24 protein-coding genes are annotated in these 25,886 nt (G+C 60.7%); 14 read left to right on the top strand and 10 right to left on the bottom strand.

Annotated elements, in window-relative coordinates; all coding sequences use genetic code 11:
- The first annotated feature begins 54 nt into the window (after positions 1–54).
- Positions 55–939: an EamA family transporter RarD gene (gene rarD / locus M5B43_RS07195; protein WP_248749442.1), complete on the top strand. Its 885-nt coding sequence runs from the start codon at positions 55–57 to the stop codon at positions 937–939.
- Positions 940–1,162: 223 nt separating this feature from the next.
- Here rarD and M5B43_RS07190 read toward each other — a convergent pair whose 3' ends face one another.
- Positions 1,163–1,675 carry an ACT domain-containing protein gene (locus M5B43_RS07190; protein ID WP_248749441.1) on the bottom strand — a complete coding sequence of 171 codons (513 nt, stop codon included), beginning with the start codon at positions 1,673–1,675 and terminating at the stop codon, positions 1,163–1,165.
- 267 nt (positions 1,676–1,942) lie between these two features.
- On the opposite strand from M5B43_RS07190, the gene M5B43_RS07185 reads away from it, so the two are divergent.
- A complete protein-coding gene (locus tag M5B43_RS07185) occupies positions 1,943–4,120 on the top strand; it encodes a malate synthase G (RefSeq protein WP_248749440.1) in 2,178 nt (725 codons plus the stop codon).
- 1,027 nt (positions 4,121–5,147) lie between these two features.
- Here M5B43_RS07185 and M5B43_RS07180 read toward each other — a convergent pair.
- Positions 5,148–5,612 carry a response regulator gene (locus tag M5B43_RS07180; protein WP_248749439.1) on the bottom strand — a complete coding sequence of 155 codons (465 nt, stop codon included), beginning with the start codon at positions 5,610–5,612 and terminating at the stop codon, positions 5,148–5,150.
- Between the two features lie 247 nt (positions 5,613–5,859).
- Here M5B43_RS07180 and M5B43_RS07175 point away from each other — a divergent pair, with 247 nt between their 5' ends.
- From M5B43_RS07175 to M5B43_RS07140, 8 genes are all read left to right on the top strand, one after another.
- Positions 5,860–7,782, top strand: a complete 1,923-nt coding sequence (locus tag M5B43_RS07175) for a putative nucleotidyltransferase substrate binding domain-containing protein (protein WP_248749438.1) — start codon at positions 5,860–5,862, stop codon at positions 7,780–7,782.
- A complete protein-coding gene (locus tag M5B43_RS07170; protein ID WP_248749437.1) occupies positions 7,779–8,486 on the top strand; it encodes a 3'-5' exonuclease in 708 nt (235 codons plus the stop codon). The genes M5B43_RS07175 and M5B43_RS07170 overlap by 4 nt, the downstream gene beginning before the upstream one ends.
- 126 nt (positions 8,487–8,612) lie before the next feature.
- Positions 8,613–9,131, top strand: coding sequence for an RNA polymerase sigma factor (locus tag M5B43_RS07165; RefSeq protein WP_248749436.1), 519 nt, complete (start codon positions 8,613–8,615; stop codon positions 9,129–9,131).
- A complete protein-coding gene (locus M5B43_RS07160; RefSeq protein ID WP_248749435.1) occupies positions 9,128–10,108 on the top strand; it encodes a FecR family protein in 981 nt (326 codons plus the stop codon). The genes M5B43_RS07165 and M5B43_RS07160 overlap by 4 nt, the downstream gene beginning before the upstream one ends.
- An 86-nt stretch (positions 10,109–10,194) precedes the next feature.
- Positions 10,195–12,624, top strand: coding sequence for a TonB-dependent siderophore receptor (locus M5B43_RS07155; RefSeq protein WP_248749434.1), 2,430 nt, complete (start codon positions 10,195–10,197; stop codon positions 12,622–12,624).
- Between the two features lie 62 nt (positions 12,625–12,686).
- Positions 12,687–13,790: a PepSY-associated TM helix domain-containing protein gene (locus M5B43_RS07150; protein WP_248749433.1), complete on the top strand. Its 1,104-nt coding sequence runs from the start codon at positions 12,687–12,689 to the stop codon at positions 13,788–13,790.
- On the top strand, positions 13,787–13,969 hold the full coding sequence (locus M5B43_RS07145; RefSeq protein ID WP_248749432.1) for a hypothetical protein: 183 nt from the start codon (positions 13,787–13,789) through the stop codon (positions 13,967–13,969). Before M5B43_RS07150 ends, M5B43_RS07145 begins: the two co-directional genes overlap by 4 nt.
- A gap of 156 nt (positions 13,970–14,125) precedes the next feature.
- Entirely contained in the window at positions 14,126–14,755 is a 630-nt protein-coding gene (locus M5B43_RS07140) for a glutathione S-transferase (RefSeq protein ID WP_248749431.1), read from the top strand.
- Between the two features lie 174 nt (positions 14,756–14,929).
- Here M5B43_RS07140 and creD read toward each other — a convergent pair whose 3' ends face one another.
- From creD to M5B43_RS07115, 4 genes are read right to left on the bottom strand one after another with little or no spacing between them, the layout of a single operon-like run.
- The gene (gene creD / locus M5B43_RS07130; RefSeq protein ID WP_248749430.1) at positions 14,930–16,279 is read right to left on the bottom strand and encodes a cell envelope integrity protein CreD; all 1,350 of its coding nucleotides are present in this window, start codon (positions 16,277–16,279) and stop codon (positions 14,930–14,932) included.
- Positions 16,280–16,330: 51 nt separating this feature from the next.
- A complete protein-coding gene (creC, locus tag M5B43_RS07125) occupies positions 16,331–17,770 on the bottom strand; it encodes a two-component system sensor histidine kinase CreC (protein WP_248749429.1) in 1,440 nt (479 codons plus the stop codon).
- Positions 17,770–18,438, bottom strand: a complete 669-nt coding sequence (gene creB / locus M5B43_RS07120) for a two-component system response regulator CreB (protein WP_248749428.1) — start codon at positions 18,436–18,438, stop codon at positions 17,770–17,772. Before creB ends, creC begins: the two co-directional genes overlap by 1 nt.
- A gap of 8 nt (positions 18,439–18,446) precedes the next feature.
- On the bottom strand, positions 18,447–18,947 hold the full coding sequence (locus tag M5B43_RS07115) for an ATP-dependent zinc protease (RefSeq protein ID WP_248749427.1): 501 nt from the start codon (positions 18,945–18,947) through the stop codon (positions 18,447–18,449).
- A gap of 171 nt (positions 18,948–19,118) precedes the next feature.
- Between M5B43_RS07115 and M5B43_RS07110 the strand changes: the two genes are divergently transcribed.
- Positions 19,119–20,027 carry an acyltransferase gene (locus M5B43_RS07110; protein WP_248749426.1) on the top strand — a complete coding sequence of 303 codons (909 nt, stop codon included), beginning with the start codon at positions 19,119–19,121 and terminating at the stop codon, positions 20,025–20,027.
- Between the two features lie 224 nt (positions 20,028–20,251).
- On the opposite strand, the gene M5B43_RS07105 is transcribed toward M5B43_RS07110, so the two are convergent.
- Positions 20,252–20,818, bottom strand: coding sequence for a DUF2780 domain-containing protein (locus M5B43_RS07105; protein WP_248749425.1), 567 nt, complete (start codon positions 20,816–20,818; stop codon positions 20,252–20,254).
- A gap of 152 nt (positions 20,819–20,970) precedes the next feature.
- Between M5B43_RS07105 and M5B43_RS07100 the strand changes: the two genes are divergently transcribed.
- The 3 genes from M5B43_RS07100 to M5B43_RS07090 all read left to right on the top strand — a co-directional run bounded on the left by M5B43_RS07100 (position 20,971) and on the right by M5B43_RS07090 (position 22,815).
- Positions 20,971–21,597, top strand: coding sequence for a sigma-70 family RNA polymerase sigma factor (locus tag M5B43_RS07100; protein ID WP_248749424.1), 627 nt, complete (start codon positions 20,971–20,973; stop codon positions 21,595–21,597).
- Positions 21,594–22,271, top strand: a complete 678-nt coding sequence (locus tag M5B43_RS07095) for an anti-sigma factor (RefSeq protein WP_248749423.1) — start codon at positions 21,594–21,596, stop codon at positions 22,269–22,271. Before M5B43_RS07100 ends, M5B43_RS07095 begins: the two co-directional genes overlap by 4 nt.
- Positions 22,272–22,356: 85 nt before the next feature.
- The gene (locus tag M5B43_RS07090) at positions 22,357–22,815 is read left to right on the top strand and encodes an anti-sigma factor (RefSeq protein ID WP_248749422.1); all 459 of its coding nucleotides are present in this window, start codon (positions 22,357–22,359) and stop codon (positions 22,813–22,815) included.
- Positions 22,816–23,034: 219 nt separating this feature from the next.
- Here M5B43_RS07090 and fdhA read toward each other — a convergent pair whose 3' ends face one another.
- The 3 genes from fdhA to soxG form a co-directional block, all read right to left on the bottom strand.
- Positions 23,035–24,234 (bottom strand): formaldehyde dehydrogenase, glutathione-independent, encoded by a 1,200-nt coding sequence (fdhA, locus tag M5B43_RS07085; protein WP_248749421.1) that lies wholly within the window; start codon positions 24,232–24,234, stop codon positions 23,035–23,037.
- Between the two features lie 121 nt (positions 24,235–24,355).
- Positions 24,356–25,213, bottom strand: a complete 858-nt coding sequence (purU, locus tag M5B43_RS07080) for a formyltetrahydrofolate deformylase (protein ID WP_099493074.1) — start codon at positions 25,211–25,213, stop codon at positions 24,356–24,358.
- Between the two features lie 10 nt (positions 25,214–25,223).
- Entirely contained in the window at positions 25,224–25,856 is a 633-nt protein-coding gene (gene soxG, locus M5B43_RS07075; protein ID WP_003176543.1) for a sarcosine oxidase subunit gamma family protein, read from the bottom strand.
- Positions 25,857–25,886: the final 30 nt, after the last annotated feature.

Genomic DNA, 25,886 nt, shown 5'->3' with positions numbered 1-25,886 from the left:
TGACAAATGTCCTTACAATTGCGCTTTGTTAGCTGCCTAAGCAAGGATTCTGCAATGCAAGCCGCCAACCCTCGCAAGGGGTACATCCTGGGCCTGAGTGCCTACGTCATTTGGGGTCTGTTCCCGCTCTACTTCAAAGCCATCGCCAGCGTGCCTGCCGCCGAGATCATCGTGCACCGCGTCTTGTGGTCGGCGTTGTTCGGTGGCGTGTTGCTGATGGTGTGGAAACACCCAGGCTGGTTCCGTGAGTTGCGCGACAACCCCAAGCGCCTGGCGATCCTGGCACTGAGCGGCTCGCTGATCGCGGCTAACTGGCTGACCTACGTGTGGTCGGTGAACAGCGGTCGCATGCTTGAGGCAAGCCTGGGTTACTACATCAACCCGCTGGTGAATGTGCTGCTGGGCATGCTGATCCTTGGCGAACGCCTGCGCCGCCTGCAATGGGTCGCCGTGGGGCTGGCAGCGGTAGGTGTGGCGCAACAGGTCTGGCAGGTGGGCAGTTTGCCATGGGTGTCGCTGGTATTGGCGTTGACCTTCGGCTTCTATGGCCTGATCCGCAAACAGGCGCCGGTCAAGGCATTGCCGGGGCTGGTGGTGGAAACCTGGATGCTGGTGCCGATTGCCATCGCCTGGTTGCTGTTCAACCCCACAGCCCACAGTGCGCAGCTCGCCTTCTGGAGCACCTCCGAAGCCTGGTGGCTGGTAGCGGCAGGCCCGGTGACATTGATCCCCTTGGTGTGCTTCAACGCCGCCGCACGGCATTTGCCCTACACCGCCTTGGGCTTTTTGCAGTACGTGGCACCGACTTTGGTGCTGCTGGAAGCAGTCCTGCTGTTTGGCGAACATCTGGCGCCGAGCACACTGATCGCCTTCGCCTTTATCTGGGCCGGCCTGGTGGTGTACAGCCTGGACGCCTGGCTGACTATCCGCAGACGCTGATCAAATAACATACAACCCCCTGCAAGCCACTCGTTTCGTGGCTTGCAGCGATCCACCCCAAGGTTATCCACAACCTGATCCCCGCCATTTGTGCACAAGCCGTTGAAACTGCTCGTTTTTTGCTCAGCTGACGGAGAGTCCCGGCCGACGTGGCCTGGGGCCGGGTCTCTACAGGTTATCCACAGGCCCATGCAAGATTTCCATGCATAACCTTGTGGACAGATCAGTCCTCGTGACGCAGTTCCACCATCAAATCGTCCGCCAGGGTTTCCAGGGATTCCTGCAAGCGCTCCAGCGACACGTTCGCCGGCACCTGCAATAGCGCCTCGGCCTTAAACAGCGGATCACCACTCATGGGGGCCGGGTTCACATCCGTGCTCAAGCGCTCCAGGTTGACGCCCTGCTTGCTCAACAACGCGGTGATCTCTCGCACGATGCCCGAGCGATCATTGCCCACCAGCGTCATCAGGATCGGTTTGGACGCCAATGCCTGCCCGGTGCTGCCCTCGCCCACCAGCACGCGAATACCGTGTGTGGATAAATCCTCCAGAGCCCCCACCAAAGCCTGACGACTCTCAGTCGGAACGCTGACCCGCAGTATCCCGGCAAACTGCCCGGCCATATGCGCCATTCGGCTTTCCAGCCAGTTGCCACCGTGGGTGGCAATGCTCTGCGCGATGCGTTCAACCAGGCCGGGTTTGTCGGCAGCGATAATAGTGAGTACAAGATGGTCCATGGCGAAGCCCTCTGGAATTCAATCTACAAGGTGGACTCGGTAGCCCGCGAAAACAAATCGTGTACCATTTTTATATTTATCTGGAACAATCCAATAGTTTTTTGAGAACATCTCGTTCTCCGCTGTGACCGTACGACCAAAGTGGGTCGCTAAACGACGTATTTAGTCTAATTTTCACAACCGCAAGTCATCATGTAGTATGCCCAACCGTGCACTACATAATGAAAATCTGAAAAAGCGCATAAGCTCCGCAGAGTGAGGCAAGCAATGACTGAACACGTTCAAGTCGGTGGCCTGCAGGTCGCCAAAGTCCTGTTCGACTTCGTGAACAACGAAGCCATTCCCGGTACCGGCATTACGGCCGACCAGTTCTGGGCCGGTGCCGACAAGGTCATCCATGACCTGGCACCGAAGAACAAAGCCCTACTCGCCAAACGCGACGATTTCCAAGCGCGGATCGACACCTGGCACCAGACGCACGCCGGCCAGGCCCATGACCCGGTGGCCTACAAAGCCTTCCTGCAAGACATCGGATACCTGCTGCCAGAAGCCGCAGACTTCCAAGCCTCGACCCAAAACGTCGACGACGAAATCGCGCGCATGGCCGGCCCACAGTTGGTGGTGCCGGTCATGAACGCCCGTTTCGCCCTCAACGCCTCCAATGCCCGTTGGGGCTCGCTGTATGACGCGTTGTATGGCACCGACGCCATCAGCGAAGCCGGCGGCGCCGAAAAGGGCAAGGGCTACAACAAAGTGCGTGGCGACAAGGTCATCGCCTTCGCCCGAGCGTTCCTCGACGAAGCCGCACCGCTGAGCGCCGGCAGCCACGTCGATTCCACCGGCTACAAGATCGTCGATGGCAAGTTGATCGTCAGCCTTAAAGGTGGCAGCAACAGCGGCCTGCGTGACGATGCCCAGTTGATCGGTTTCCAGGGCCCCGCGGCGCAGCCGATTGCGATCCTGCTGAAACACAACGGCCTGCACTTCGAAATCCAGATCGACGCCAGCACCCCGGTCGGCCAGACCGATGCCGCCGGCGTCAAAGACGTGCTGATGGAAGCTGCGCTGACCACCATCATGGACTGCGAAGACTCCGTCGCCGCTGTGGATGCCGATGACAAAGTGGTGATCTACCGCAACTGGCTCGGCCTGATGAAGGGCGACCTGGCCGAAGAAGTGGCCAAGGGCGGCAAGACCTTTACCCGCACCATGAACGCCGACCGCGTCTACACCGGCGTAGATGGCCAGGACGTGACGTTGCACGGCCGCTCGCTGCTATTCGTGCGTAACGTTGGCCACTTGATGACCATCGACGCCATCCTCGATAAAGAGGGCAACGAAGTGCCGGAAGGCATTCTCGACGGCCTGCTCACCAGCCTGGCGGCGATTCATAGCCTCAATGGCAACAGCACGCGCAAGAACAGCCGCACCGGTTCCGTGTATATCGTGAAACCGAAGATGCACGGCCCGGAAGAAGCGGCGTTCACCAACGAGCTGTTCGGCCGCATCGAAGACGTCCTGAACCTGCCGCGCTTCACTCTCAAGGTCGGGATCATGGACGAGGAGCGCCGCACCACGGTCAACCTCAAAGCCTGCATCAAGGCGGCCAGCGAGCGCGTGGTGTTTATCAACACCGGTTTCCTCGACCGTACGGGCGATGAAATCCACACCTCCATGGAAGCCGGCGCGATGGTGCGCAAGGCGGCCATGAAAGCCGAGAAATGGATCGCCGCGTATGAGAACTGGAACGTCGATATCGGCTTGAGCACCGGCCTACAAGGTCGTGCACAAATCGGTAAAGGCATGTGGGCAATGCCCGACCTGATGGCCGCGATGCTTGAACAGAAAATCGCGCACCCACTGGCTGGCGCGAACACCGCGTGGGTGCCTTCGCCTACCGCTGCTGCGCTGCACGCCTTGCACTACCACAAGGTCGACGTATTCGCGCGCCAGGCCGAACTGGCCAAACGCGAGCGAGCGTCGGTGGACGACATCCTGACCATTCCTTTGGCCAGCAACACCGATTGGTCCGAGGAAGAGATCCGTAACGAGCTGGACAACAACGCCCAGGGGATTCTCGGCTACGTGGTCCGCTGGATCGACCAAGGCGTCGGCTGCTCGAAAGTGCCGGACATCAACGATGTCGGCCTGATGGAAGACCGCGCCACCCTGCGTATTTCCAGCCAGCACATCGCCAACTGGTTGCGCCACGGCATCGTCAACCAAGACCAGGTAATGGAAAGCCTCAAGCGCATGGCGCCCGTGGTAGACCGCCAGAATGCCGGGGATGTGTTGTACCGCCCACTGGCGCCGGATTTCGACAGCAACATCGCGTTCCAGGCGGCGGTGGAGTTGGTGATTGAAGGGACCAAGCAGCCTAATGGGTATACCGAGCCGGTATTGCACCGCAGGCGTCGGGAGTTCAAGGCTAAGAACGGCCTGTAAATGAAAAAGCCCTGATCGCAAGATCAGGGCTTTTTTGTGAGTCAATGCTATTCATATACAAACGAAACATCAAAGTTGCCATTTACCTGAATTACTGGTTCAGGACAAGGGAACGTTATATCCAGGCCGCCCTTATAAACCCAATTTATACCCGTACGCTCGACCCACACGTGGGCTTTACCTTTGGCCCCTTCATCGCGCGCGTAAAGCTGCTGTCTATTGTCTCTACAAAGAAGAGCCAAAATCAGGTCCGATGCATCGAGTGCGTAATGGCCAGGATTTAAGGGTTGGCGATATCTAATCTGGAACTGCGTTTGCAACGCACCCTAAAACCAAGTGAGGCCCGGCGCCGCCAAGGTATCAATGGCTCGGCTAACACGCCTGGGCGTTCAAGGCTAAAAACGGTCTTCAGATCGGAACGACTATTCTCTACGATCATCTCTGGGCCTGAAGTCAACCGAGAACAACCTGTGGGAGGGGCGGTGCGACGATTCGACTTGCTCCCGATGGCGCCGGGTCAGTAGCAGCATCATTGACTGGTCCATTGATATCGGGAGCAAGCCCCCTCCCACATGGGTCTGAGGGTATTTTCAGGTAGCGTGGCGTTGATGCTGGTGGGGGCGACTATTCTCTACGATCATCTCTGGGCCTGAAATCAACCGAGAACAACCTGTGGGAGGGGCGGTGCGACGATTCGACTTGCTCCCGATGGCGCCGGGTCAGTTACAGCATCATTGACTGGTCCACTGATATCGGGAGCAAGCCCCCTCCCACATGGGTCTGAGGGTATTTTCAGGTAGCGTGGCGTTGACGCTGGTGGGGGCGACTATTCTCTACGAGCATCTCTGGGCCTGAAATCAACCGAGAACAACCTGTGGGAGGGGCGGTGCGACGATTCGACTTGCTCCCGATGGCGCGGGGTCAGTTACAGCATCATTGACTCCCCCTCCCACATTCGACCGCGCTTCACCTGACTGAATGCGCTTGAATGTGGGAGCCGGGCTTGCCCGCGATGAGGCCAGGACCGTCACCCCACACTCAGGGCACCATCCCCAATTCCCAATTCCCGTTTCACCAACTTCGCCAGCTTCTCGATATCAATCGGCTTGAGCAGGAAATCCACCACGCTCAAATGCATCGCTTCAATCACATCCGGCGCTTCCGCGTCCCCTGACATGACGATGATCGGCAACGCCGCCCGGGTCGACTCTCGTACTTGGCGAATCAACTCCAAGCCATTGCTCGGCGCCATGCGCAGGTCGGTGATCAGCAGACCGATCGAACTGCTCGACTTCAACAAATCCCACGCCGCCTCACCACTGTCGGCAGTCATGCAGCGAATACCGTCCAGCCCCAGGATCTCTGCCAGCAGTTCACGCGCATCTTTGTCATCGTCGACAATCAACACCCGTTGTGGCGGTAAGTCGGGCTCCAGCATCACGGCGCTCAGCGCCTCGCGCTCGGCATCACTCAAAATATCGTGGTCGGACATACGTTTCTCAGCAGTTCTAAATCAATCTCCCAGCACACTCGTCAGACATCTGCGCAAGGGCGAACAATGTGCACTTCGTCGGAAAGTTTGCCTAGTGGGCGTTCTACGGGGTTTGGACGGTTGTCATGTAAGGTTTTTCCCTAGTTTTGCGCTGCGTTTATCGACCTAGACTTACGTCCAATGGGCACCCGCGGCGCAGGAGTCGACCATGCAGCACGATAACGACAAAAAAACTGCGGTCACTGTTATGAGTAAAGCTGATGCTTTCACCCAGGCGGGTAAAAACGCCGTATTGCAGAACATCCACGGCACCCTGCAATTCCTGCAACGCTTCCCACCGTTCAACCAGATGGAAAATGCGCACCTGGCGTTTCTGGTGGAACAGTGCCAATTACGTTTCTACGCACCCGGCGAGAGCATCCTCAAGCCGTCGGGCGGGCCGGTTGAGCACTTTTATATCGTCAAGCAGGGCCGTGTGGTCGGCGAACGACCGGACTCGACTGAAACCACCTTCGAAATCACCACCGGCGAGTGCTTTCCGCTGGCTGCGCTGCTGGGTGAGCGCGCCACCCGCACCGAACACAAGGCCGCCGAAGACACGTTCTGCCTGCAACTGAACAAACCGGCGTTTATCAAGCTGTTCGCGCTGTCCAGCCCATTTCGTGATTTTGCCCTGCGCGGTGTCAGCAGCCTGCTCGACCAGATCAACCAGCAGGTGCAGCAAAAAGCCGTGGAAACCCTCGGCACTCAATATTCCTTGAACACCCGGCTGGGGGAGTTGGCCATGCGCCACCCGGTCACCTGTAGCCCGAACACGCCCCTGCGTGAGGCGGTGACGCTGATGCATGAGCAGCAGGTCGGCAGTATCGTGATCGTCAACGAGCACAAGGCACCTCTAGGGATCTTCACCCTGCGCGACCTGCGCCAAGTGGTGGCCGACGGTACCAGTGATTTCAATCAGGTCATCGACCGCCATATGACCCAGGCGCCGTTTTTCCTGACCCCGGATCACAGTGCGTTCGACGCCGCCATCGCCATGACCGAGCGGCATATCGCCCATGTGTGCCTGGTGAAAGATCAGCGCCTGTGCGGCGTGGTGTCCGAGCGCGACTTGTTTTCCTTGCAACGGGTCGACCTCGTGCACCTGGCCCGCACCATCCGTAACGCGCCCCGCATCGAAAACCTGGTGGCGATTCGCGGCGAGATCGGCCAGTTGGTGGAGCGCATGCTGGCCCACGGGGCGTCGTCCACCCAGATCACCCACATTATTACGCTGCTCAACGACCACACCGTGTGCCGGGTAATCGAGTTGACCCTCGCCGAAAAAGGCGACCCCGGCGTGCCATTCAGTTGGCTGTGCTTCGGCAGCGAAGGCCGCCGTGAGCAAACGCTGTTTACCGACCAGGACAACGGCATCCTGTTCGAGGCCAAGGACGCCGTTGAGGCGGCCGAGATTCGTGGCCGCCTGTTGCCGCTGGCACAGCAGATCAACCAGAGCCTGGCGCTGTGCGGGTTCAGCCTGTGCAAGGGCAATATCATGGCGGGCAACCCGCAACTGTGCCTGTCCCGGGCCGAATGGGCGCGCCGGTTTGCTGCGTTTATTCGCGAAGCGACACCGCAGAACCTGCTGGGCTCGAGCATCTATTTCGACTTGCGTGTGGTGTGGGGTGATGAACAAGGCTGCGAGCAACTGCGCCAGGGCATTCTGGACCAGGTGGCGGATAACCGGTTGTTCCAGCGCATGTTGGCCGAAAATGCGTTGCGCCAGCGTCCGCCCGTCGGGCGCTTGCGCGAATTCGTGCTGACCCGCAAAGGCGGCGAAAAGGCCACCCTCGACCTCAAGGTGCAGGGCCTCACGCCGTTTGTCGACGGTGCACGCCTGCTGGCCCTGGCCAACGGCATCCACGCCAACAACACCCTGGAACGCCTGCGCCAATTGGTGGCCAAGGAAGTGATCCAACCGCTGGACGGCGCGGCCTATGAAGAGGCGTACCACTTTATCCAGCAAACCCGCATGCAGCAGCACCAGTTGCAGACCCGGGAAAACCAGCCGTACTCCAATCGAGTCGACCCCGACAGCCTCAACCACCTGGACCGGCGCATCCTGCGTGAGTCCCTGCGCCAGGCCCAGCGCCTGCAAAGCAGCCTGACCTTGCGGTACCAGCTGTGAACCTGCTCGGCTGGCTGCGCCAGACAAAACCCGGCCTGGATGTGGCGCAACAGCAGCAACTGGCACGATTGCCCAAGCCCGCCGTGCTGGGCGATGGCGCTTTGCGCGACCAACGCTGGGTAGTGGTCGACCTGGAAACCAGCGGCCTGAACCTCCATCGCGATCAAGTGCTGTCCATCGGCGCCGTGGTGATCGAGGATGGCGCGGTGGACTTTTCCCAACTGTTCGAACGCACCCTGCAACGCACCGACACCAAACTCAGCCCCAGCGTGCTGATCCATGGCCTGGGGCCCAGCGCGATCGCCGCCGGCAGCGACCCGGCTGAAGCGCTGCTGGATTTCATGGCGTTTGTCGGTGACAGCCCGTTGCTGGCGTTTCATGCGCCGTTCGATCAACACATGCTGGGCCGGGCGCTCAAAGAGACCCTGGGCTATCGCCTGGCCCATCCGTTTCTCGATGTCGCCGACCTGGCGCCGATGTTGTACCCAGACGCCACTCTGCGCGAAGCCGGGCTTGACGACTGGGTCAACCACTTCAAGCTGCACGTCGGTGAGCGCCATCATGCCAGCGCCGACGCGCTGGCCACGGCGGAGCTGATGCTGATCCTGCTCAGCCGTGCCCGACAGCAGCAGATCGACACGCCCCACGCCTTGCAAGAGCGTTTGGCACAATGGAAACGCCGCAAACAATCCCCTTCCCTGTAGGTGCGCGGTCACCGTGGATATTATTCGGCCACCACCCGACAGACGCCAATTGCGCCCACCCGACGCCTCTGACACAATCGCGAATAATTCTCGTTAGTTTAAACAACTTATTTATTCGGTGATGCCTTGTCGTCGGTCCCAAACCCACACAGTGAGCTGGTTGGCGCGTTGTATCGCGACCATCGCGTCTGGCTGTTGGCGTGGCTGCGACGTAACGTGGCCTGCCCAAGCCGCGCCGAAGACTTGAGCCAGGACACCTTCATGCGCCTGCTGGGCCGTGACGAGTTGCGCGAACCCCGTGAACCCAGGGCGTTCCTGGTCGCCATCGCCAAGGGCTTGCTGTTCGACTATTTCCGTCGCGCCGCCCTGGAGCAGGCTTACCTCACCGAATTGATGCTGATCCCGGAAAGCGAACACCCCTCGCCGGAAGAGCAGCAACTGATCCTCGAAGACCTCAAGGCCATCGACCGCCTGCTCGGCAAGCTGTCGAGCAAGGCACGTGCGGCCTTCCTCTATAACCGCCTCGACGGCCTGGGCCACGCACAAATTGCCCAGTGCCTTGGCGTGTCGGTGCCGCGCGTGCGTCAGTACCTGGCCCAGGGTATTCGCCAGTGCTATATCGCGCTGTATGGCGAGCCACTGTGAGCGCGATCAGCTCAAAACCGGTGTCGGCCCGCGTGCTGGATGCCGCGATTGCCTGGCAACTGTCCCTCGATTCAGGCGACGGCAACTTCGTGGCCCGGGAAGAATTCGCCAAATGGCTGGCCAGTGATGAAGAGCACGCACGGGCCTGGCGCCAACTGGGCATGCTCGACCAGCGCTTCAGCGTGGCCTCGGGCCCGGCGCGGGCGGCGTTGCTGCAGTCGCGCGCAGGCATTGCCCGGCGTGTACGCAAGCTGGGCAGCGGCTTGGCAAGTCTCGCCCTGGTGTGTGGGCTGGTGTTGTTTGCCGGCGAGCGTTATGTGCCGATCCACTATTGGCTGGCCGACCAACGCACCGCTACCGGCGAGCAACGCACGCTGAAGCTGGCGGACGGTACGTTGATCAACCTCAATACCCATAGCGCCATTGATGTGCGCTTCGACGAAAAACGCCGGCTGATCGTGTTGCAAGCCGGTGAAATACTCGTCGAAACCGGCCACAACGATGCCCGCCCATTCTATGTGCAAACCCGCGACGGCAGCCTGCGGGCATTGGGGACGCGGTTTATCGTCAAGCGCGAAGACGGCGCCACACGCCTGAGTGTGCTGCAATCGGCCGTGGCCGCCCAGCCAAAGGCGTCGCACTTGGAACAGGTCTTCAAGGAAGGCCAACAAGTGCTGATGCGCAGCGACGGCCTCGGCCCTCTGCTCGCCGTCACCGCGGCCACCGATGCCTGGACCCGCGGCATGCTGGTGGTCGACAACGCCCGCCTGGGCGATGTGGTCGAAGAACTGGGCCGCTACCGCAGCGGCTATCTGGGTGTGGATAAAAACGTCGCCGACCTGCGCATCACCGGCAGCTTCCCACTGCACGACACCACCCTGGCGCTCAATGCGCTGCTGCCGACCTTGCCCGTGCAGATCGAACAACACACCCCGTGGTGGGTGACCGTGGCCGCCAAGGCTCCAGCGTCCCCCTAAAAATATTCTCAGCCTGCCCTATCACTTTTTGATTCTCGCTCGGCACCTAGGCAATTGAGAAATATTTCCATTCAGGAGCCGCCCTTATGTCCCGCACGCTAGACACCTTGTTGCGCCCCAGCCTGTTAGCCATGGCCATCGCCCTCAGCGCCCCGCTGGCCAGCACCGCGCTGGTGGCCGCTGAACAAGCCTCCAGCGTGCGCGCCTACAACCTGCCGGCCGCGCCGCTGGCGAGCACCCTGAACCAGATCGCCAGCCAGGCCGGCCTGGCGCTGACGCTCAACCCCTCGCTCGCTTCGGGCAAAACCTCGGCACCGGTCAAGGGCCAGTTCGATGCCCAAGGCGCATTGCGTGAAGCCTTGCGTGGCACGGGGTTGCAACTGGAACAGGGCAGCGCGGGCACCTACACACTGGTGGCGATTCCCGAGGGGGTCGTGGCGTTGCCGCAGACCAGCATCATTGCCCAAGGCAGTTATGAAAGTGCCTGGGGCCCGGTGGACGGCTACCTGGCAACGCGCACCGCCGCCGGCACCAAGACCGATACCGCGTTGGTCGAGGCACCGCGCTCGATCTCGGTGGCCACCCGCGAGCAGATGCAAGACCGCAACGTCCAGAACCTCGACGACGCCGTCAAATACATGCCCGGCATTGTGTCCGCCAGCTATGGCAGCGACACCCGTTACGATTGGATGCGCGTGCGCGGTTTTGAACCCACCCAGTTCCTCGACGGCTTGCCGCTGCCGCGCGGCGTTTATGCCAACCCGAAAGCGGAAACCTGGAACCTTGATCGTCTGGCCCTACTGCGCGGCCCAGCCTCTTCGGTCTACGGGCAGACGCCACCGGGTGGTCTGCTGGACATGGTCAGCCGCCGTCCCAGCGCCGAATCGAGCAATGCCCTCCAAGTGCAATACGGCAGTGACAACTACCGCCAGATCAACTTCGCCAGCACCGGCAAGATCGATGATGAAGGCCAGTTCCTGTATGGCATCAGCGGCGTGCTGCGCGATGCTGGAACTCAGGTCGATCACATCGATAACAAGCGCTACAACATTGCGCCGAGTTTGACGTGGAATATCGACACGGATACCAAGCTGACCTTGCTGTCGCAGTTCACCCGTGACGATACCGGTGCCACGAGTCAGTTCATGCCCATTCAGGGCACCAAGATCAAATCGCCCCTGGGCAACGTGTCCCATCACAAAAACCTGGGCGACCCGGACTACGAGTACTACGACCGCACCTACTACGCATTGGGTTATGCCTTCGAACATCGTTTCAACGATACCTGGCAGTTCAAGCAGAACCTGCGTTACACCAAGTCGGAACTGGCCTTCCAGCAACTGACCGTGGGTTCCTATGCCTACTCCCCGGCTGACGCTGACGGCAACATCAGCCGCTCGTCCACCAATGTGAACGAGAACATCGGCCAGTTCGCGGTCGACAACAACTTCCAGGCGGACTTCGCCACCGGTGACGTCACCCACACCCTGCTGCTTGGCCTGGATCATCAGCGCACCGATACCTCGTACCTCTCAATCTTCGGTGACGCCGGCACGGTCAACATCTTCAACCCGATCAACACCCAGCCAGTCCTGCGTCCGGCGCGCTCGACGGCCTATTACGACTACAACCAGAAAACCGTCCAGACCGGCCTCTACGTCCAGGACCAAATGGCCTTGGACCAATGGCGCCTGACCCTGGGCGGTCGTGAAGACTGGGTGCACCAGGGCACCACGTACTTCAACAAGAACGACGCCACCAACACCGACCGCAGCAAGAACTTCAGTGGCAACGCGGCACTGAGCTATGTGTTCGACTCAGGCTTCGTGCCGTACCTGTCCTACGCCGAATCGTTCCAACCGGCGAGCAACGCCAGCGTGGGCCCGCTCAAGTCGTATAAGCCAACCGAAGGCAAACAATGGGAACTGGGGATCAAGTACCAGCCACCGGGCTCCAACACGCTGCTCAGTGCAGCGGTCTATGACCTGACCCAGAAAAACGTATTGGTTACCAGCTTCCAGTCTGGCGGTGTCGCAGTCACCGACCAGACCGGCGAGGTGAAGGTCAAGGGCCTGGAATTGGAAGCCGTGTCTGACGTGACCGAAAACCTCAAGGTCATCGCGGCCTACACCCTGGCCAAGTCCGAGGTGCAAAAAGGCCAATACCAAGGCAACCGCCTGCAGCTGATGCCGAACCAACAAGCCTCCCTGTGGACCGACTACACCTGGCACTCCGGCGTGCTCGACGGTTTCGGCATCGGCTTCGGCGCCCGCTACACCGGCAATACCTACGGCGACCAGGCCAATACCTGGACCGGCAAGGCCAACGCCTACACCGTGTTCGATGGCGCAGTGCATTACGACCTGGGCCGCCTGGACAACAGCCTGAAGGGTGCGTCGGTGAAGTTGAACGCCACCAACCTGTTCAACAAGGACTACCTGTCCACCTGTGATGGTTCCTACTGCTACTTCGGCGACCAACGCAGCGTCGTCGCCAGCGCCACCTACCAGTGGTAACCCGCTGAGTTAGCAACCGAGCCGCCCCTGTGGGCGGCTTTGGCGTGCCTGAAGGCTAGAAAATGAAAAGCAAAACCATCCGCCGCTGGTCCTTTATCCACACCTGGACCAGCCTGGTCTGCACGGTATTCCTGCTGCTGCTTGCCCTCACCGGCCTGCCGCTGATCTTCCACCATGAAATCGATCATCTGCTGGGCAACGAGCCTGAACTTGCGCAGATGCCCGCCGACACGCCCCAGCTGAACCTTGAGCAACTGGTGGCCAAAGCCCAGGCCCATCGCCCCGGCGACGCCATGCAATACCTGGCCTGGGACAAAGACGACCAGAACGGTGTAATCGCGATCATGGCCGCCACCGCCGGCACCGAACCCAACGCGTCCCACACCTTCATGCTCGATGCGCGCACCGGCGAAGCCGTGGAAACCCCGGCGGCCAATGGCGGGCTGACGTTATTCCTGCTGCGCCTGCATGTGGATATGTTCGCTGGCCTGCCAGGCAAGTTGCTGCTGGCGTTCATGGGTATTTTGTTTGTGCTGGCGCTTGTCTCGGGTACGGTCCTCTACTTGCCGTTCATGCGCCGCTTGAAGTTCGCCACCGTGCGCCAGGACAAGTCCGACCGCCTGCGTTGGCTCGACCTGCACAACCTGATTGGCGTGGTCACCCTGACCTGGGCGCTGGTGGTGGGCGTCACCGGCGTGATCAGCGCCTGTGCCGACCTGATCATCGCCGCCTGGCGCCAAGACAGCCTCAGCGCCATGATCGAACCCTACAAAGACGCGCCACCGCTGACCCATCGCGCACCGGCGACCGAGCTGCTGACGATTGCCGCCAAGGCCGCGCCCGGCATGCAACCGGACTTTATCGCCTTCCCCGGCACACGCTTCTCCAGTGAGCATCACTACGCGGTGTTCATGAAGGGCGGCACCCACCTGACCGCCCACCTGCTGACGCCAGTGTTGATCGACGCCAGCACCCTGGCCGTCACCGCGACTGCCGAGCGGCCGTGGTACATGGACGCCATGGGCATGTCACAACCGCTGCATTTCGGCGATTACGGCGGCATGCCGATGAAGATCCTGTGGGCAGTGCTGGATGTGCTGACCATCGTCGTGTTGGGCAGCGGCGTTTACCTGTGGATCGTCAAGCGCAAGGCGGCCAAAGCATGAAGCCACGTCAGTCGAATTTCTGGAGAGTGTTTGGCATTCCGCTGGGGATTGGTGTGCTCAGTGCCGTCGGATTGTTTGCGGCGTTGCTGGGGGATGGGCTGTGGGATTCGTTGAGTTGGGTCGGGTTGGGCATCCCTGCGGTAATCGGAACTTGGGCGTTGTTCAAGCGGCGCGGCTAAGGGCCCTTTCGGGAGCAAGCCCCCTCCCACAGCGGATGGCATTCACCTCTCAAAATGTGGCAGGGGGCTTGCTCCCGATGAGGCCCCCCCACAAACTCCCTCGCCAGCCACGCCGTAACCTTCTAGGCTAACCACTGCCTTTTTGGAGGAATGCCCATGTCCACCCCCAGCATGACCTTGTTCCATAACCCCGCTTCGCCCTTTGTTCGCAAAGTCCGCGTGCTGCTGGCCGAAACGGGTCAGCAGGACCGCGTAGCCCTGCACGGCTGCATGCCGACACCGGTCAACCCCGATGCACAACTGGTGCAGGACAACCCCGTGGGCAAGATCCCGGCCCTGCGCCTGGCCGACGGGTCGGTATTGCACGACAGCCGGGTGATCCTCGACTACTTCGACCACCAGCACGTCGGCAACCCGCTCATTCCCCGTGATGGCTCGGCCCGCTGGCGACGCCTGACCCTGGCCTCGCTGGCCGATGGCATCATGGATGCCGCCGTCCTGGTGCGTTACGAGACCGCCATGCGTCCAGCAGACAAGCACTGGGCCCCGTGGCTGGATGAGCAACGCAACAAAATCCGTCGTAGCCTCGCCGAGCTGGAACAGGACGCCATTGCCGAATTGACCAGCCACTTCGACATCGCCTCGATCAGCGTGGCCTGTGCCCTGGGGTACCTCGACTTCCGCCACCCCGACCTGCAATGGCGCACCGCAAACCCCAAGCTTGCCGATTGGTACGCCGAGGTCAGCCAGCGGCCTTCGATGCAGCAGACCCAACCACCGGTTTGACGAGTCCTCTGTAGGCGCGAGCTTGCTCGCGAAAATCGTCAACGATGACGCGGGTCACCTGGTTAACGGTGTCCTTGCGTTCTTCGCGAGCAAGCTCGCTCCTACAGCGAGCAGCGGTGTGATTGAGGAAGTCGACCATCCTCGCCTTCATTTGCTGATCTTCGCGTAACCCAATCATTGCACCGCCTCCACCTTGCGCTTACCCACGCCATACCAATCCAGTTTGCGTGTCAGCACCATCACCGTGCCCAGCAGCCCGAACAGCAACAACGAGCCCATCAACAACGCGTAATCCTCGGCACTCAGCAGCCCGTACAACAAGGCATACAACGCCGCCAACCCCGCGGAAAAACCCAGGCCATGGGCAACGCTGCGCAGCACATGGCACACGTAGAAGCCGATCAACAGCACACAGCCGCTGGCCGATATCAGGTACGCCAAGGCAAAACCAATGTGCTCCGACAACGACAACAGCAGCAGGTAAAAGAACGCCAGCGCGACGCCTACCAGTGCGTACTGGATGGGGTGCACCGCCAGGCTCTTGAGCACCTCGAACAGAAAGAAGCCAGCAAAGGTCAGGGCGATAAACAGCAGTGCGTATTTGATCGCGCGGTCACTCTTGAGGTACTGATCCACCGGGTCGATGAAGTTCACGCCGAAGCTGCGATGGGTGAACTCTTCACAGCCCTGCTCGTCCAGGCAGGTTTGCAGGGCTTGTTCGAGGTTGGTGGAAAAAAATGAGGTCTGCCAGCTGGCGGTAAATCCCTTATCGGTGACTTCCCGTTGAACCGGCAGGAAGTTACCGATAAAGCTTGGGTGCGGCCAGTTGGAGGTGAGTGAAACCTGGCTGGCCTTGCCCACCGGTACCACTTGCAACTGCTCGGTGCCCTGCAGGCGCAGGTCGAAGGCGAAATCCAGCACACTGGGCTTTTTGCTGTCCCGCTCCGGCAGCATCACATGCACGCCTTGACCCAGCCAGTCCACCTGGGAGCCCGGTGCAAACTCCAGTCGCTGGCTGCCCACTTCCAGGTTCAGCGCGTTTTCAATGCCGCGAATATCGCTGATACCCACTGCCAGAAACGCCGGTTCAAAACGGTAATCGGCAAAATCTTCCGTGATACCCAGTTGTGCAGGCAGCTCAAAACGCCCACTGATACGGTTGTCGGCGTGGAACAACCGCGCCTGGTAAATGCCCCGTGCGCGCAGCTCGGTTTGTACCTTGCCGCCGAGTTCAAAGCGGTACGGCAGGAAATACAGACGCCCCCGTTCTTCACGGGTGACCTCGTAGCGCTTGTTGAGCTTTTCATTGAGTTTCCACTCACGCACGGTCTTGCGATACGGCACCACCATCACCGGGCCGGTGAGCCGCTGGGCGTAGCTGGAACTGCGGGCGATGTCCATCAAGACGCCGTCGCGCAGTTGCTGACGGTCGCTGATGATGCCGTTGATCATCAGCAACGGAATCAGCAACAGCAGGATCAGCAGCGCAATCGCGCCAAGTTTGAAAAGCAGGCTGCGGTTCATGGGTCTCTCCCTGTTTTGATAAGGAGAGTCTGCGCAGCCCGTGTGGGGGATTTATGTGGGCAATGTGGAGACTGTGTGGAGATGCAGCACCGCTTGCACCCCGCCGGGCACGTTGCCGATCTGCAGCGAGCCACCGTGCAGCTTCATCACCTCTTCGACAAAGTTGAGGCCAAGGCCGGTGCTTTTGCGCCCACTGGAGGGGCGTGGCAGCGAATAGAAGCGCTCGCTCAGACGCGGCAACGCGTAGTCGGGAATGGGTGCCGCCTGGTTGAACAGGCTGACGTGCACATCGTTATGCCGCACCTGTGCACGCAAGCGCAACACGCCACCGGGCGGGGTGAAATCCAGGGCATTGTCCAGCAGGTTACCCAGGGCCTGGCGCAGCAGGAACGGTTCGCCAAATACCTTCACATCTGCGGCAATGGCCTGTTCGACATGCAGCCCGGCACCTTCGATGCGCGCACACTGGGCCTTGAGGACATCATCGACCAAGGCCGCCAGTGGGATGCTCGATTGTTCCTCAAGCCCCTGGCGTTGCTCCACCTGAGCCAGGTTCAGCAAACGCTCGATCAACTGCTGCAACCGTGCGCTTTCACTGTCGATATTGCCGACGAAGCGCTGCTGTTGCTCACGGCTCATGTCGCCCTGCAACAACTCCGCCGCGCCGCGAATCGCCGCCAACGGGCTTTTCAGTTCGTGGGTCAGGGTGTGCACATAATGCTCGACGTAAGCCTTGCCCTCCAATTGCGTGCGCATGTGTTCCACGGCGGTGGATAACTGCTTCAACTCGCCGCCACGGTAATGCGGCAACTCGGCCCGTCGTCCTTCGCTGACGGCCTCGGCATATGCCGTCAGCCGGCGTAGCGCAACACTCAACCACCATGACAACACGGCCCCCAGGAGCAAACCGAGGACCACCAGCCCCGCGCCATACCACAGCAAGCGGCGCTCGGTTCGGTCGACGTAAGGCTGCAGTGAACTGTTGGGCTTGGCCACGGTGACCACACCGATGATCTGGCCGTTGTCGCGAATCGGCGCACCGACGTGCATCACCGACGAGGCGGGGTCATTCGGCTCGCTGCGGGTGGAGCGTGCGCCGTATTCACCGCGCAAGGTCAGGTACACATCGTTCCATTTCGAATAGTCCAGGCCCACCGCCTCGCCTGTTGAGTCAAGCAGCACCGTGCCGTTGGCATCAGTGACGTAGATACGGTGGTTGACCTGGTTTTTCGGCAGGCCCCAGATCGTCGCGCCCGGCTGGCGGTTGCCATAAGCCTTGAGCAACTGCGGCCAATGACTCTGCCCGAGGGTGCCGTTCTTCACATCCTCGCGCAGGATCTCGGCCAGCAGGTTGGCGGTGTCCACCAGGGTTTCCTCGGTGGACTGGCGCACGCCGGGGCGGATTTCCTTCATCACCGTACTGAGCACGAAGTAGCCGGTCAGGCCGATAAACAGCGCGTACACGAGGAAAATCCGCAGCCCCAGACGCATCAGCTATGGCTCGGGCTGTAGCTGTAGCCCAGGCCGCGATGGGTCTGGATCGGTTCGGCCTGCGCCATCACGCTACGCAGTTTGCTGCGCAGGCTTTTGATGTGGCTGTCGATATTGCGCTCGTAGCCGGCATCGGCCGCGACACCGACGGCGTCCAGCAGCTGCTCGCGGCTGAACACCCGCTCGGGCTGTTCCAGCAGGCTCTGCAGCAGTCGGAACTCGTGGCGTGTGAGGCTCAAGGGTTGGCCGCGATAACTGATCTGCATGCGCTCCAGGTCCACCTGGAACACCGCCGGCGCAACACCTGGGCCCACCCGCTTGAGAATCGCCCTGACCCGCGCCGCCACTTCCCGAGGGCTGAACGGCTTGACCACATAATCGTCGGCGCCGATCTCCAGCCCCACCACGCGGTCGATCTCGGCATCCCGGGCACTGAGGAACATCACCGGCACTTCGCTGAACCGGCGCAGTTGCTTGCAGGTTTCAAAACCGGTGATGTCCGGCAGGCCGATGTCGAGGATGATCAGGTCGGCCGGCGTCTGGCGCTGATGGGCCAACGCCTCCTGGCCGAGGCTCAGCCAGGTGGTGGTAAAGCCTTCGCCTTGCAGCGCAAAGATCAGCGTGTCGGCTATCGCCGCTTCGTCTTCGACAATCAGGATGTGCGGCATGAGCTCAATCAGCAGTCAGGTTTGTCGGCAGTGTAGCGACGCGCCGGGTTCACCGCTGCACCAAACTCACGCAGGGCCTTGGCGCCAATCAGCAGCGGGTAGTTGAAGCTGCTGCGGTCGGTGAGGTTGACCTCGACGGTGCGCTTGACGCTGCCCAGGCACATTTCCAGGTCGATGACCGGGCGCTTGGCCACAGTGGCTTCGTCCTTGTCTTCGTCTTCATCGGCACGGCTCTTGATCTTGCTGATACGTGAGACTTTGTGCTCGTAGACCTTGTCGCTCGCATCCTTGCCACCGAGGCGGAAGCGGACCCAGTCATCGCCGTCACGCTGGAAGGTTTCGATGTTACGGGCCGAGAGCGACGCCGTCAGTGCGCCGGTGTCCATCTTGGCCTTGAAGGTCTGGCCGATCTCCGGCAACTGGATGTATTCGTAGCGACCGTAAAGGGTCGGTTCGGCGGCCATGACGGGCAGGGCTACCAGGGCGAATGCGGCAAGGAGCAATTTCACGGCGTGATTTCCTCAAAAGAAGTGGGCGGATTCTAGACCGCAAACACAACACTTAGTTGGATGACCGAGCATAACCGGCACATTGTGAAACATTCGTACGGTGATTTGCGATTTGGCCTCTAGCCTCGGCTTGCTTATCATGGCCCGCCCACAGGATTCCAAGAGTTACTTATGCGCCGCCTGCTCACCGGCTGTTTGGTCACACTGCTGTTATTACTCAACACACTGGTGCTGTTCGGGCCACTGATGGTGTTCGCCCTGCTCAAGCTGGTCGCCCCCGGTCGCTACCGCGACTATGCCTCGTGGGCGGTGATGTGGATCGCCGAAACCTGGGCCGAAATCGACAAATTGATCTTCTCGCTGTGCATCCCGACCCAATGGGACATTCGCGGCGGCGACGACCTGCGAGGCGATACCTCCTACCTGGTCATCAGCAACCACCAATCCTGGGTCGATATTCCCGCCCTGATCCAGGCGTTCAACCGGCGCACGCCGTTCTTCAAGTTCTTCCTGAAAAAAGAACTGATCTGGGTGCCCTTCCTCGGCTTGGCCTGGTGGGCGCTGGATTACCCGTTCATGAAGCGCTACACCCAGGCGTTCCTGGCCAAGCATCCGGAGCTCGCGGGGCAGGACTTGAAGATCACCAAAGAAGCCTGTGAGCTGTTCAAGCGCCAGCCGGTCACGGTGGTCAATTATCTGGAGGGCACGCGGTTCAACGAGGCCAAGCGCAAGCAACAAGCTTCACCGTTTACCCGGTTGCTCAAGCCCAAGGCGGGCGGCGTGGCATTTGTGCTGGCGGCGATGGGCGAACAGTTGGACGCGATCCTCGACGTGACCGTGGTCTATCCGCAGCAAAAAATTCCGGGGTTCTGGGACTTGATCAGCGGCGCGGTGCCGAAAGTGATCGTGGATATCCGCACCCGAGAACTGGACCCGGCGCTGTGGCAGGGAGACTACGAGAATGATCCGGCGTTTCGCCAGACCGTCCAGAACTGGGTGAACCAGCTCTGGACGGAAAAGGACCGTCGAATCCACGAACTGCTGGAAAACGTCGGGGGGCGGCAGGAGGGCCAACGATGAGGGCCAGGCCCCCTGCCTACGGCGCGTCGCGGTTGCCGTATTCCCTGTTGCAAAAAAGGGATACGGCAAGCGACGCATCAGGCCACGGGCTTAGCCGCCACCCATACCGCAGTCCGTCGGTTGATGCTCTTTAGGAAGAAGGCTGAAAATATCATTCCCTTCATGGGCCACCCGCATCTTGCTTTCAGCGCTGCCAGGGTTTGCGTCCGGTTTTGCACAGGCAACTAGCTGCCGGTGCCCCAGGCCTGAGCCAGTTTACCCAGTACGGAGTTGCTGGCGCCCTGGCCGCCCAGGTATTGCAGGATCACCGGCGCAAACTTGCCGACCATGCCGCTGTCCATGCCCAGCGCGCTGAACGCGGTGTTCAAGTCGCTGGTGTTCTTCACATTACCCAGCACGCTGTCCAGGCCGCTGGTCTTGCTGCCGCCGCTCTGGCCGAGCATCCCGCTCAAGGCACCGAGGCTGCCCAGGGAGTTGCTGCCCGACAGCTGATCCAGGCCAGGCACACTTTTGCCCAGTTGCGAATAGTCGGTGCTGCTCAGTTGGTTCTTGGCCAGGCCAAGCATAGCGCCGGTACCGCCAACGGCTTGCTCCGGGGTGACGTTCAGTTGCGAGGTCAAGGCGCCCAGCAGGCCGGCGGTCTGGGAACTCGGCGCAGCAGCCGCCGCCTTGTTGCCTTGGGCCGCGTTAACGGCGTTGGTCACGTCACCAAGGCTGAAACCGGCAGCGAATACCGGGCCGGCCACCAGGGTCATCAGGCAGGAAAGGGCGAAACCGCGTGAAATCTTCATCAAGACAACCTCTGAAATGTAGGAGCTAAAAGCGGACGTTTGACTGACAGTCCCTAAGGAATGTTCCCACCTACAGATTAGTTCAGATAATGCCGCATCCAAATGCCCTGCGCGAACGTATCTCTCCCATGCACCGCCCGGAGTTGGATGGAATGAATGCCCAAGCTGGTCTACCCTCTGCCTACCGTGCGCAATCCCGTCGCCCTCGTCCGAGCGCTTGGAGAAGCCCTATTTCCATCCACGATGCTGACCCGTTGCGGCCCTTGCTGGCCCAGTGCGCCCTGGGTAACCGCCAGGCGTTCGAAACCCTCTACCGCAGCGTCTCACCGCGGCTGCACGGTGTTGCATACCGATTCATGGGGCGTGCGGACTTGGCCGAAGAAGTCCTCCAGGAAGCCTTTGTACGCATCTGGTACAACGCATCGCGCTACGAAGCGCACCTGGCCGCGCCAATGACCTGGATGGTGAACATCACGCGCAACCTGGCCATAGACCAGTTACGCAAACATCGTGAACAGCCCTTGGCCGACGGCCAGCAAGAGGCCCTGCTCGACGACAGCCCCAGCGCCCATGACCAACTCGGCAGCGAGCGCGAAGCCCAAGCGCTCAACCGCTGCCTGGATACCCTCGACGGCATGCAACGTCAATCGATCACCGTGGCTTACTTCCAGGGCCTGTCGTGCTCGGAGTTGGCCGACCACCTGGCCGCGCCCCTGGGCTCGGTCAAATCCTGGATTCGTCGGGGCATGGAGCGCCTGCGCAGGTGCCTTGAATCATGAATTACCAAACCACCGCCCTGCGCCGTGCCCTCGCCGCCGACTATGCCATCGGGATGATGCCGGCTACCGCCCGTCGGCGTTTTGAAAGCCTGTTGCTGGAGGATGCCGCGCTACGTGCCGAACTCGGCCAGTGGCAAGATGCGCTCGCCAGCCTGACCGGCACCGTGCCTGAACGCCCAGTGCCGGAGCCCGTGTGGGCAGGCATCAAGGCGCGGATCGAGCCGCAGGTGCTGCATGTGCCGGCGAAGAAACCGTTCTGGATGAACGTGCGAGTGTTGGCCGCCGCGTGTGCGGTGGTGGTCGCGTTGTTTGTCGGCGTGCTGTACCAGCGTGATATCGGGGTGGAATACAACGCCACATTGGTCAGCGCCAGCCAGCAACCGGCGCTGCAGATCAAAGCCTTCGCTGATCACCTGCAAGTCGAGCCATTGGCCTTGGCAGCAGTGGCGCCGACGCGTGCCTTGGAATTATGGGCCATTCCGACCGGCGGAAAACCCGTTTCCCTGGGGTTGCTACCGACCACTGGCAAGGGTCGAATTTCGTTGAGTAAAGCTCAGCAAACCTTGCTCAACACACCGCTGACCCTCGCCGTCAGCCTGGAACCCCAAGGGGGTTCGCCAACCGGCCAACCTACGGGGCCCGTGCTGTATCAAGGCCAATTGGCATCACTTTAGCGACGCTCACTGGCGATGGGCCCAGGAACCCATTGCCCTTGGCAAGGTCCATGAACTGACTACAAAATTTGTCAGGAAGAGACCCATGAGCGCGACCCAACCCCAAGTCATTGAGCACAAACCCTCATTCTGGAGCGGCCCTCGCCTGTTCATCGGCGCCTGCGCCGTGGTAGTTGCCGGTATCGGCGGCGCCCTCTACACCCACGACAGCGTCAAATCCGCGGCCACACTGGTGACCGCCGAGCAACAGCCTGCCGCGCAGATCATGGCCCACAAGGACTACCTTGAAGTGCAGCCGATCGCTGCCACGGCGCCCGCGCCAGACCAGAGCCTGGAACTCTGGGCAATCCCCGAAGGCGGCACGCCGGTTTCCCTTGGCCTGTTGCCGGAAGACGGCAAAGGCATCATCGGCTTGAACCCCCGCCAACAGGAATCGATCAGCAAGCCGGTGGAGTTGATGGTGAGTTCGGAAACCAAGGGCGGTTCGCTGAGCAAGCAGCCAACCGGGCCGACCGTCTATCAAGGCGCATTGGCTAACCGCTGACCTGCAAACACCACAAAACGCCTGTGGGAGTGGGGCTTGCTCCCGATAGCAGTGGTTCAGTCAGTACTGTTGTGACCGACCTACCGCCATCGGGAGCAAGCCCCCTCCCACATTTGATCTTCTGCGCCTGAGTGGCTTGATCAAGGCAAAAAGGGCGACTTCAACAGGCTGTGTTTTCACACAGCCTGCACAGGTCGCCCTTTTTATTGCCCTGCGCTTTTACGCCGCGCTGAACAACTTATGCGGGTCAATCACAAACTTCTTCGGCACACCCGCATCGAACTCACCGTACCCACGTGGCGCATCATCCAGGCTGATGACCTGCACGCCAACAATTTCAGCAATGTTGATACGGTCCCACATGATCGCCTGCATCAATTGGCGGTTGTATTTCATCACCGGCGTTTGCCCAGTGTGGAAGCTGTGGGATTTGGCCCAGCCCAGGCCAAAGCGGATGCTCAGGCTGCCCATTTTGGCAGCGGCATCGACAGCGCCTGGATCTTCGGTGACGTACAGGCCCGGAATACCGATCTTGCCGGCCACGCGCACCACGCCCATCAACGAGTTGAGCACCGTCGCCGGGGCTTCGGCCTTGACGCCGTCGTGACCGTGGCCGCGTGCTTCGAAGCCCACGCAGTCAACGGCGCAGTCCACTTCGGGCTCGCCGAGCAACGCGGCAATCTGTTCGTGCAGAGGGGTGTCGGTGGACAGGTCGACGACTTCAAAACCCTGGGCCTTGGCATGGGCCAGGCGGATCGGGTTGACGTCGCCAATGATCACTACCGCCGCGCCGAGCAAACGTGCCGACGCAGCCGCCGCCAGGCCGACAGGGCCCGCACCGGCGATATACACGGTGCTGCCAGGGCCAACGCCGGCCGTCACAGCCCCGTGGTAACCGGTCGGCAGGATGTCGGAGAGGCACGTCAGGTCACGGATTTTCTCCATGGCTTTGTCGCGGTCCGGCAGTTTGAGCAGGTTGAAGTCGGCGTATGGCACCAGCACGTACTCGGCCTGGCCGCCGGTCCAGTCGCCCATATCGACATAGCCGTAAGCGCCACCGGCACGGGCCGGGTTGACGGTCAGGCACACGCCGGTATGTTGTTCTTTGCACGAGCGGCAGCGGCCGCAGGCAACGTTGAAGGGCACGGAGACCAGGTCGCCAAGCTTCAGGTTCTCGACGTCGCTGCCCTTCTCGATCACTTCGCCGGTAATTTCATGACCGAGCACCAGGCCGGTCTGGGCAGTGGTGCGGCCGCGTACCATATGTTGGTCGGAGCCGCAGATGTTGGTGGAGACCACGCGCAGGATGACGCCGTGCTCAATCTTCCTGCCACGGGGGTCCTGCATTTTGGGATAGTCGATTTTCTGTACTTCGACCTTGCCGTTGCCGAGATACACGACACCACGATTATCAGACATGTCAGTCACCTCTATATTTATCGTTGTTGAGAGAGTGGAATGAGCTTCAAGCGGCAAGCTACAAGCCGCAAGAAGTGTGCAGTACCGCTTTGTCTTGCGGCTTGAAGCTTGCAACTTGCCACTAAAGAACGACCGTCCTGTTAGCGTTCAAGAACACACGTCTTTCGATGTGATACCCCACCGCCCGCGCCAATGTGAGCCCTTCGATATCCCGCCCCTTGGCAATCAGGTCTTCCGGGTAGTGGCTGTGATCCACCACTTCCACCCCCTGGGCAATGATCGGGCCTTCGTCCAGATCGTTGTTGATGTAATGCGCCGTGGCGCCCACCAGCTTCACACCCTTGTTGTACGCTTGGTGATACGGCTTGGCGCCCTTGAACCCCGGCAGCAACGAGTGGTGGATATTGATGGCTTTACCATCGAGCTTGCGGCACAGCTCCGGCGACAGCACTTGCATATAGCGCGCAAGAATCACCAGTTCGGCGCCGGTGTCTTCCACCACTTGCCACACCTGACGCTCCTGGGAGGGCTTGTCGTTAGGGTCAAGGGGGAAATGGTAGTAGGGAATCTGGTGCCAGTCGGCCAACGGCTTGAGGTCGGGGTGGTTGGACACCACCGCGACCACATCCATCGACAGTTGCCCGATACGCTGGCGGTACAGCAGGTCGTTGAGGCAGTGATCGGCCTTGGAGACCATGATCACCACTTTTGGCCGATAGTTCGGCGCCGTCAGCTCGAAGATCATGCCAAAGGCTTCGCCGCGGGTGGCCAGGCCATCGCGAAAAGCCTGCTCATCAAAACCTTCCGGCTGGCGGAATTCCACGCGGATAAAAAAACGGCCCGAGAGGCGATCATCGAACGAGTGATGCTCGGTGACGTAGCAGCCCTGCTCGAACAGATAGCGAGTGACCGCGTCCACCGTGCCGAGCACGCTGGGGCAGTCGGCGGTCAAAATCCATGTATCGGGTGCGCGGCTCATGGGTCGTTCCTCAGGCTTGGACGCTCAGACCGAATTCGGCCGAGGCATCCTGCAACCACAGCCACCAGTAATCCGAGAAGCTGCGACGAATCAGCAGCTCCCAGGTGTCTTCAGCCGTATGACGGATCACCAGTTGCGACTTGGCGAACACCGTGCCCACCGCCTTGCCCACCGGGAAGTTGTTGGGGTGGACGTCGTAGCTAGTGGACTTCATCAGCACATCGCGCACATTCGGGCCGCTCAGTTCGAGGATTTGCTGGCCGCCGCTGACGTTGACGATCTGGATATGCAAGTCACCCAGGGCCGCGCGCAGATTCTGTTCGGCAGCGAACTCTTCACCGCTTGGGACGATGAGCAGCCACTCGTCCGGGCCGAGCCATTGCAGGCTGGTTTCGCCTTTGACGATCACGCTCAGGGCGCCAGGCAATTCAATGCCCAGGGCCTTGTGCACGCCGGCGGCGAATGCGGCATCGTGGCCATCGCCACGAATGGTCAGGTGGCCGAGGAGTTTCTTTTCACGCACGGTCACACCGGCGTTCTTGCGGCCCTTGCCCACCAGGCTGGCGAGGTCGGCATGGTGTAGCGACGACTCGGCCTTGGCACCGGTGGTGGGGCGTTGTTGGTAAACATTGGCGGCTGTCATAAAGCACCTGTCTGAATTCTGTGGTGACTG

Origin of the sequence: Pseudomonas sp. MWU15-20650 (genome assembly GCF_023242475.1) — a bacterium.
In the GTDB taxonomy this organism is placed as follows: domain Bacteria; phylum Pseudomonadota; class Gammaproteobacteria; order Pseudomonadales; family Pseudomonadaceae; genus Aquipseudomonas.
Note: the sequence above shows the minus strand (reverse complement) of the source record. Positions and strands in the feature narration are given on the sequence as shown.

Bases quoted from the DNA above. Each gene is read 5' to 3' on its own strand.
- rarD (WP_248749442.1), top strand. From the start codon at position 55: ATGCAAGCCGCCAACCCTCGCAAGGGGTACATCCTGGGCCTGAGTGCC.
- M5B43_RS07190 (WP_248749441.1), bottom strand. From the start codon at position 1,675: ATGGACCATCTTGTACTCACTATTATCGCTGCCGACAAACCCGGCCTG.
- M5B43_RS07185 (WP_248749440.1), top strand. From the start codon at position 1,943: ATGACTGAACACGTTCAAGTCGGTGGCCTGCAGGTCGCCAAAGTCCTG.
- M5B43_RS07180 (WP_248749439.1), bottom strand. From the start codon at position 5,612: ATGTCCGACCACGATATTTTGAGTGATGCCGAGCGCGAGGCGCTGAGC.
- M5B43_RS07175 (WP_248749438.1), top strand. From the start codon at position 5,860: ATGAGTAAAGCTGATGCTTTCACCCAGGCGGGTAAAAACGCCGTATTG.
- M5B43_RS07155 (WP_248749434.1), top strand. From the start codon at position 10,195: ATGTCCCGCACGCTAGACACCTTGTTGCGCCCCAGCCTGTTAGCCATG.
- M5B43_RS07150 (WP_248749433.1), top strand. From the start codon at position 12,687: ATGAAAAGCAAAACCATCCGCCGCTGGTCCTTTATCCACACCTGGACC.
- M5B43_RS07145 (WP_248749432.1), top strand. From the start codon at position 13,787: ATGAAGCCACGTCAGTCGAATTTCTGGAGAGTGTTTGGCATTCCGCTG.
- M5B43_RS07140 (WP_248749431.1), top strand. From the start codon at position 14,126: ATGTCCACCCCCAGCATGACCTTGTTCCATAACCCCGCTTCGCCCTTT.
- creD (WP_248749430.1), bottom strand. From the start codon at position 16,279: ATGAACCGCAGCCTGCTTTTCAAACTTGGCGCGATTGCGCTGCTGATC.
- creC (WP_248749429.1), bottom strand. From the start codon at position 17,770: ATGCGTCTGGGGCTGCGGATTTTCCTCGTGTACGCGCTGTTTATCGGC.
- creB (WP_248749428.1), bottom strand. From the start codon at position 18,438: ATGCCGCACATCCTGATTGTCGAAGACGAAGCGGCGATAGCCGACACG.
- M5B43_RS07110 (WP_248749426.1), top strand. From the start codon at position 19,119: ATGCGCCGCCTGCTCACCGGCTGTTTGGTCACACTGCTGTTATTACTC.
- M5B43_RS07105 (WP_248749425.1), bottom strand. From the start codon at position 20,818: ATGAAGATTTCACGCGGTTTCGCCCTTTCCTGCCTGATGACCCTGGTG.
- M5B43_RS07100 (WP_248749424.1), top strand. From the start codon at position 20,971: ATGAATGCCCAAGCTGGTCTACCCTCTGCCTACCGTGCGCAATCCCGT.
- M5B43_RS07095 (WP_248749423.1), top strand. From the start codon at position 21,594: ATGAATTACCAAACCACCGCCCTGCGCCGTGCCCTCGCCGCCGACTAT.
- M5B43_RS07090 (WP_248749422.1), top strand. From the start codon at position 22,357: ATGAGCGCGACCCAACCCCAAGTCATTGAGCACAAACCCTCATTCTGG.
- fdhA (WP_248749421.1), bottom strand. From the start codon at position 24,234: ATGTCTGATAATCGTGGTGTCGTGTATCTCGGCAACGGCAAGGTCGAA.
- purU (WP_099493074.1), bottom strand. From the start codon at position 25,213: ATGAGCCGCGCACCCGATACATGGATTTTGACCGCCGACTGCCCCAGC.
- soxG (WP_003176543.1), bottom strand. From the start codon at position 25,856: ATGACAGCCGCCAATGTTTACCAACAACGCCCCACCACCGGTGCCAAG.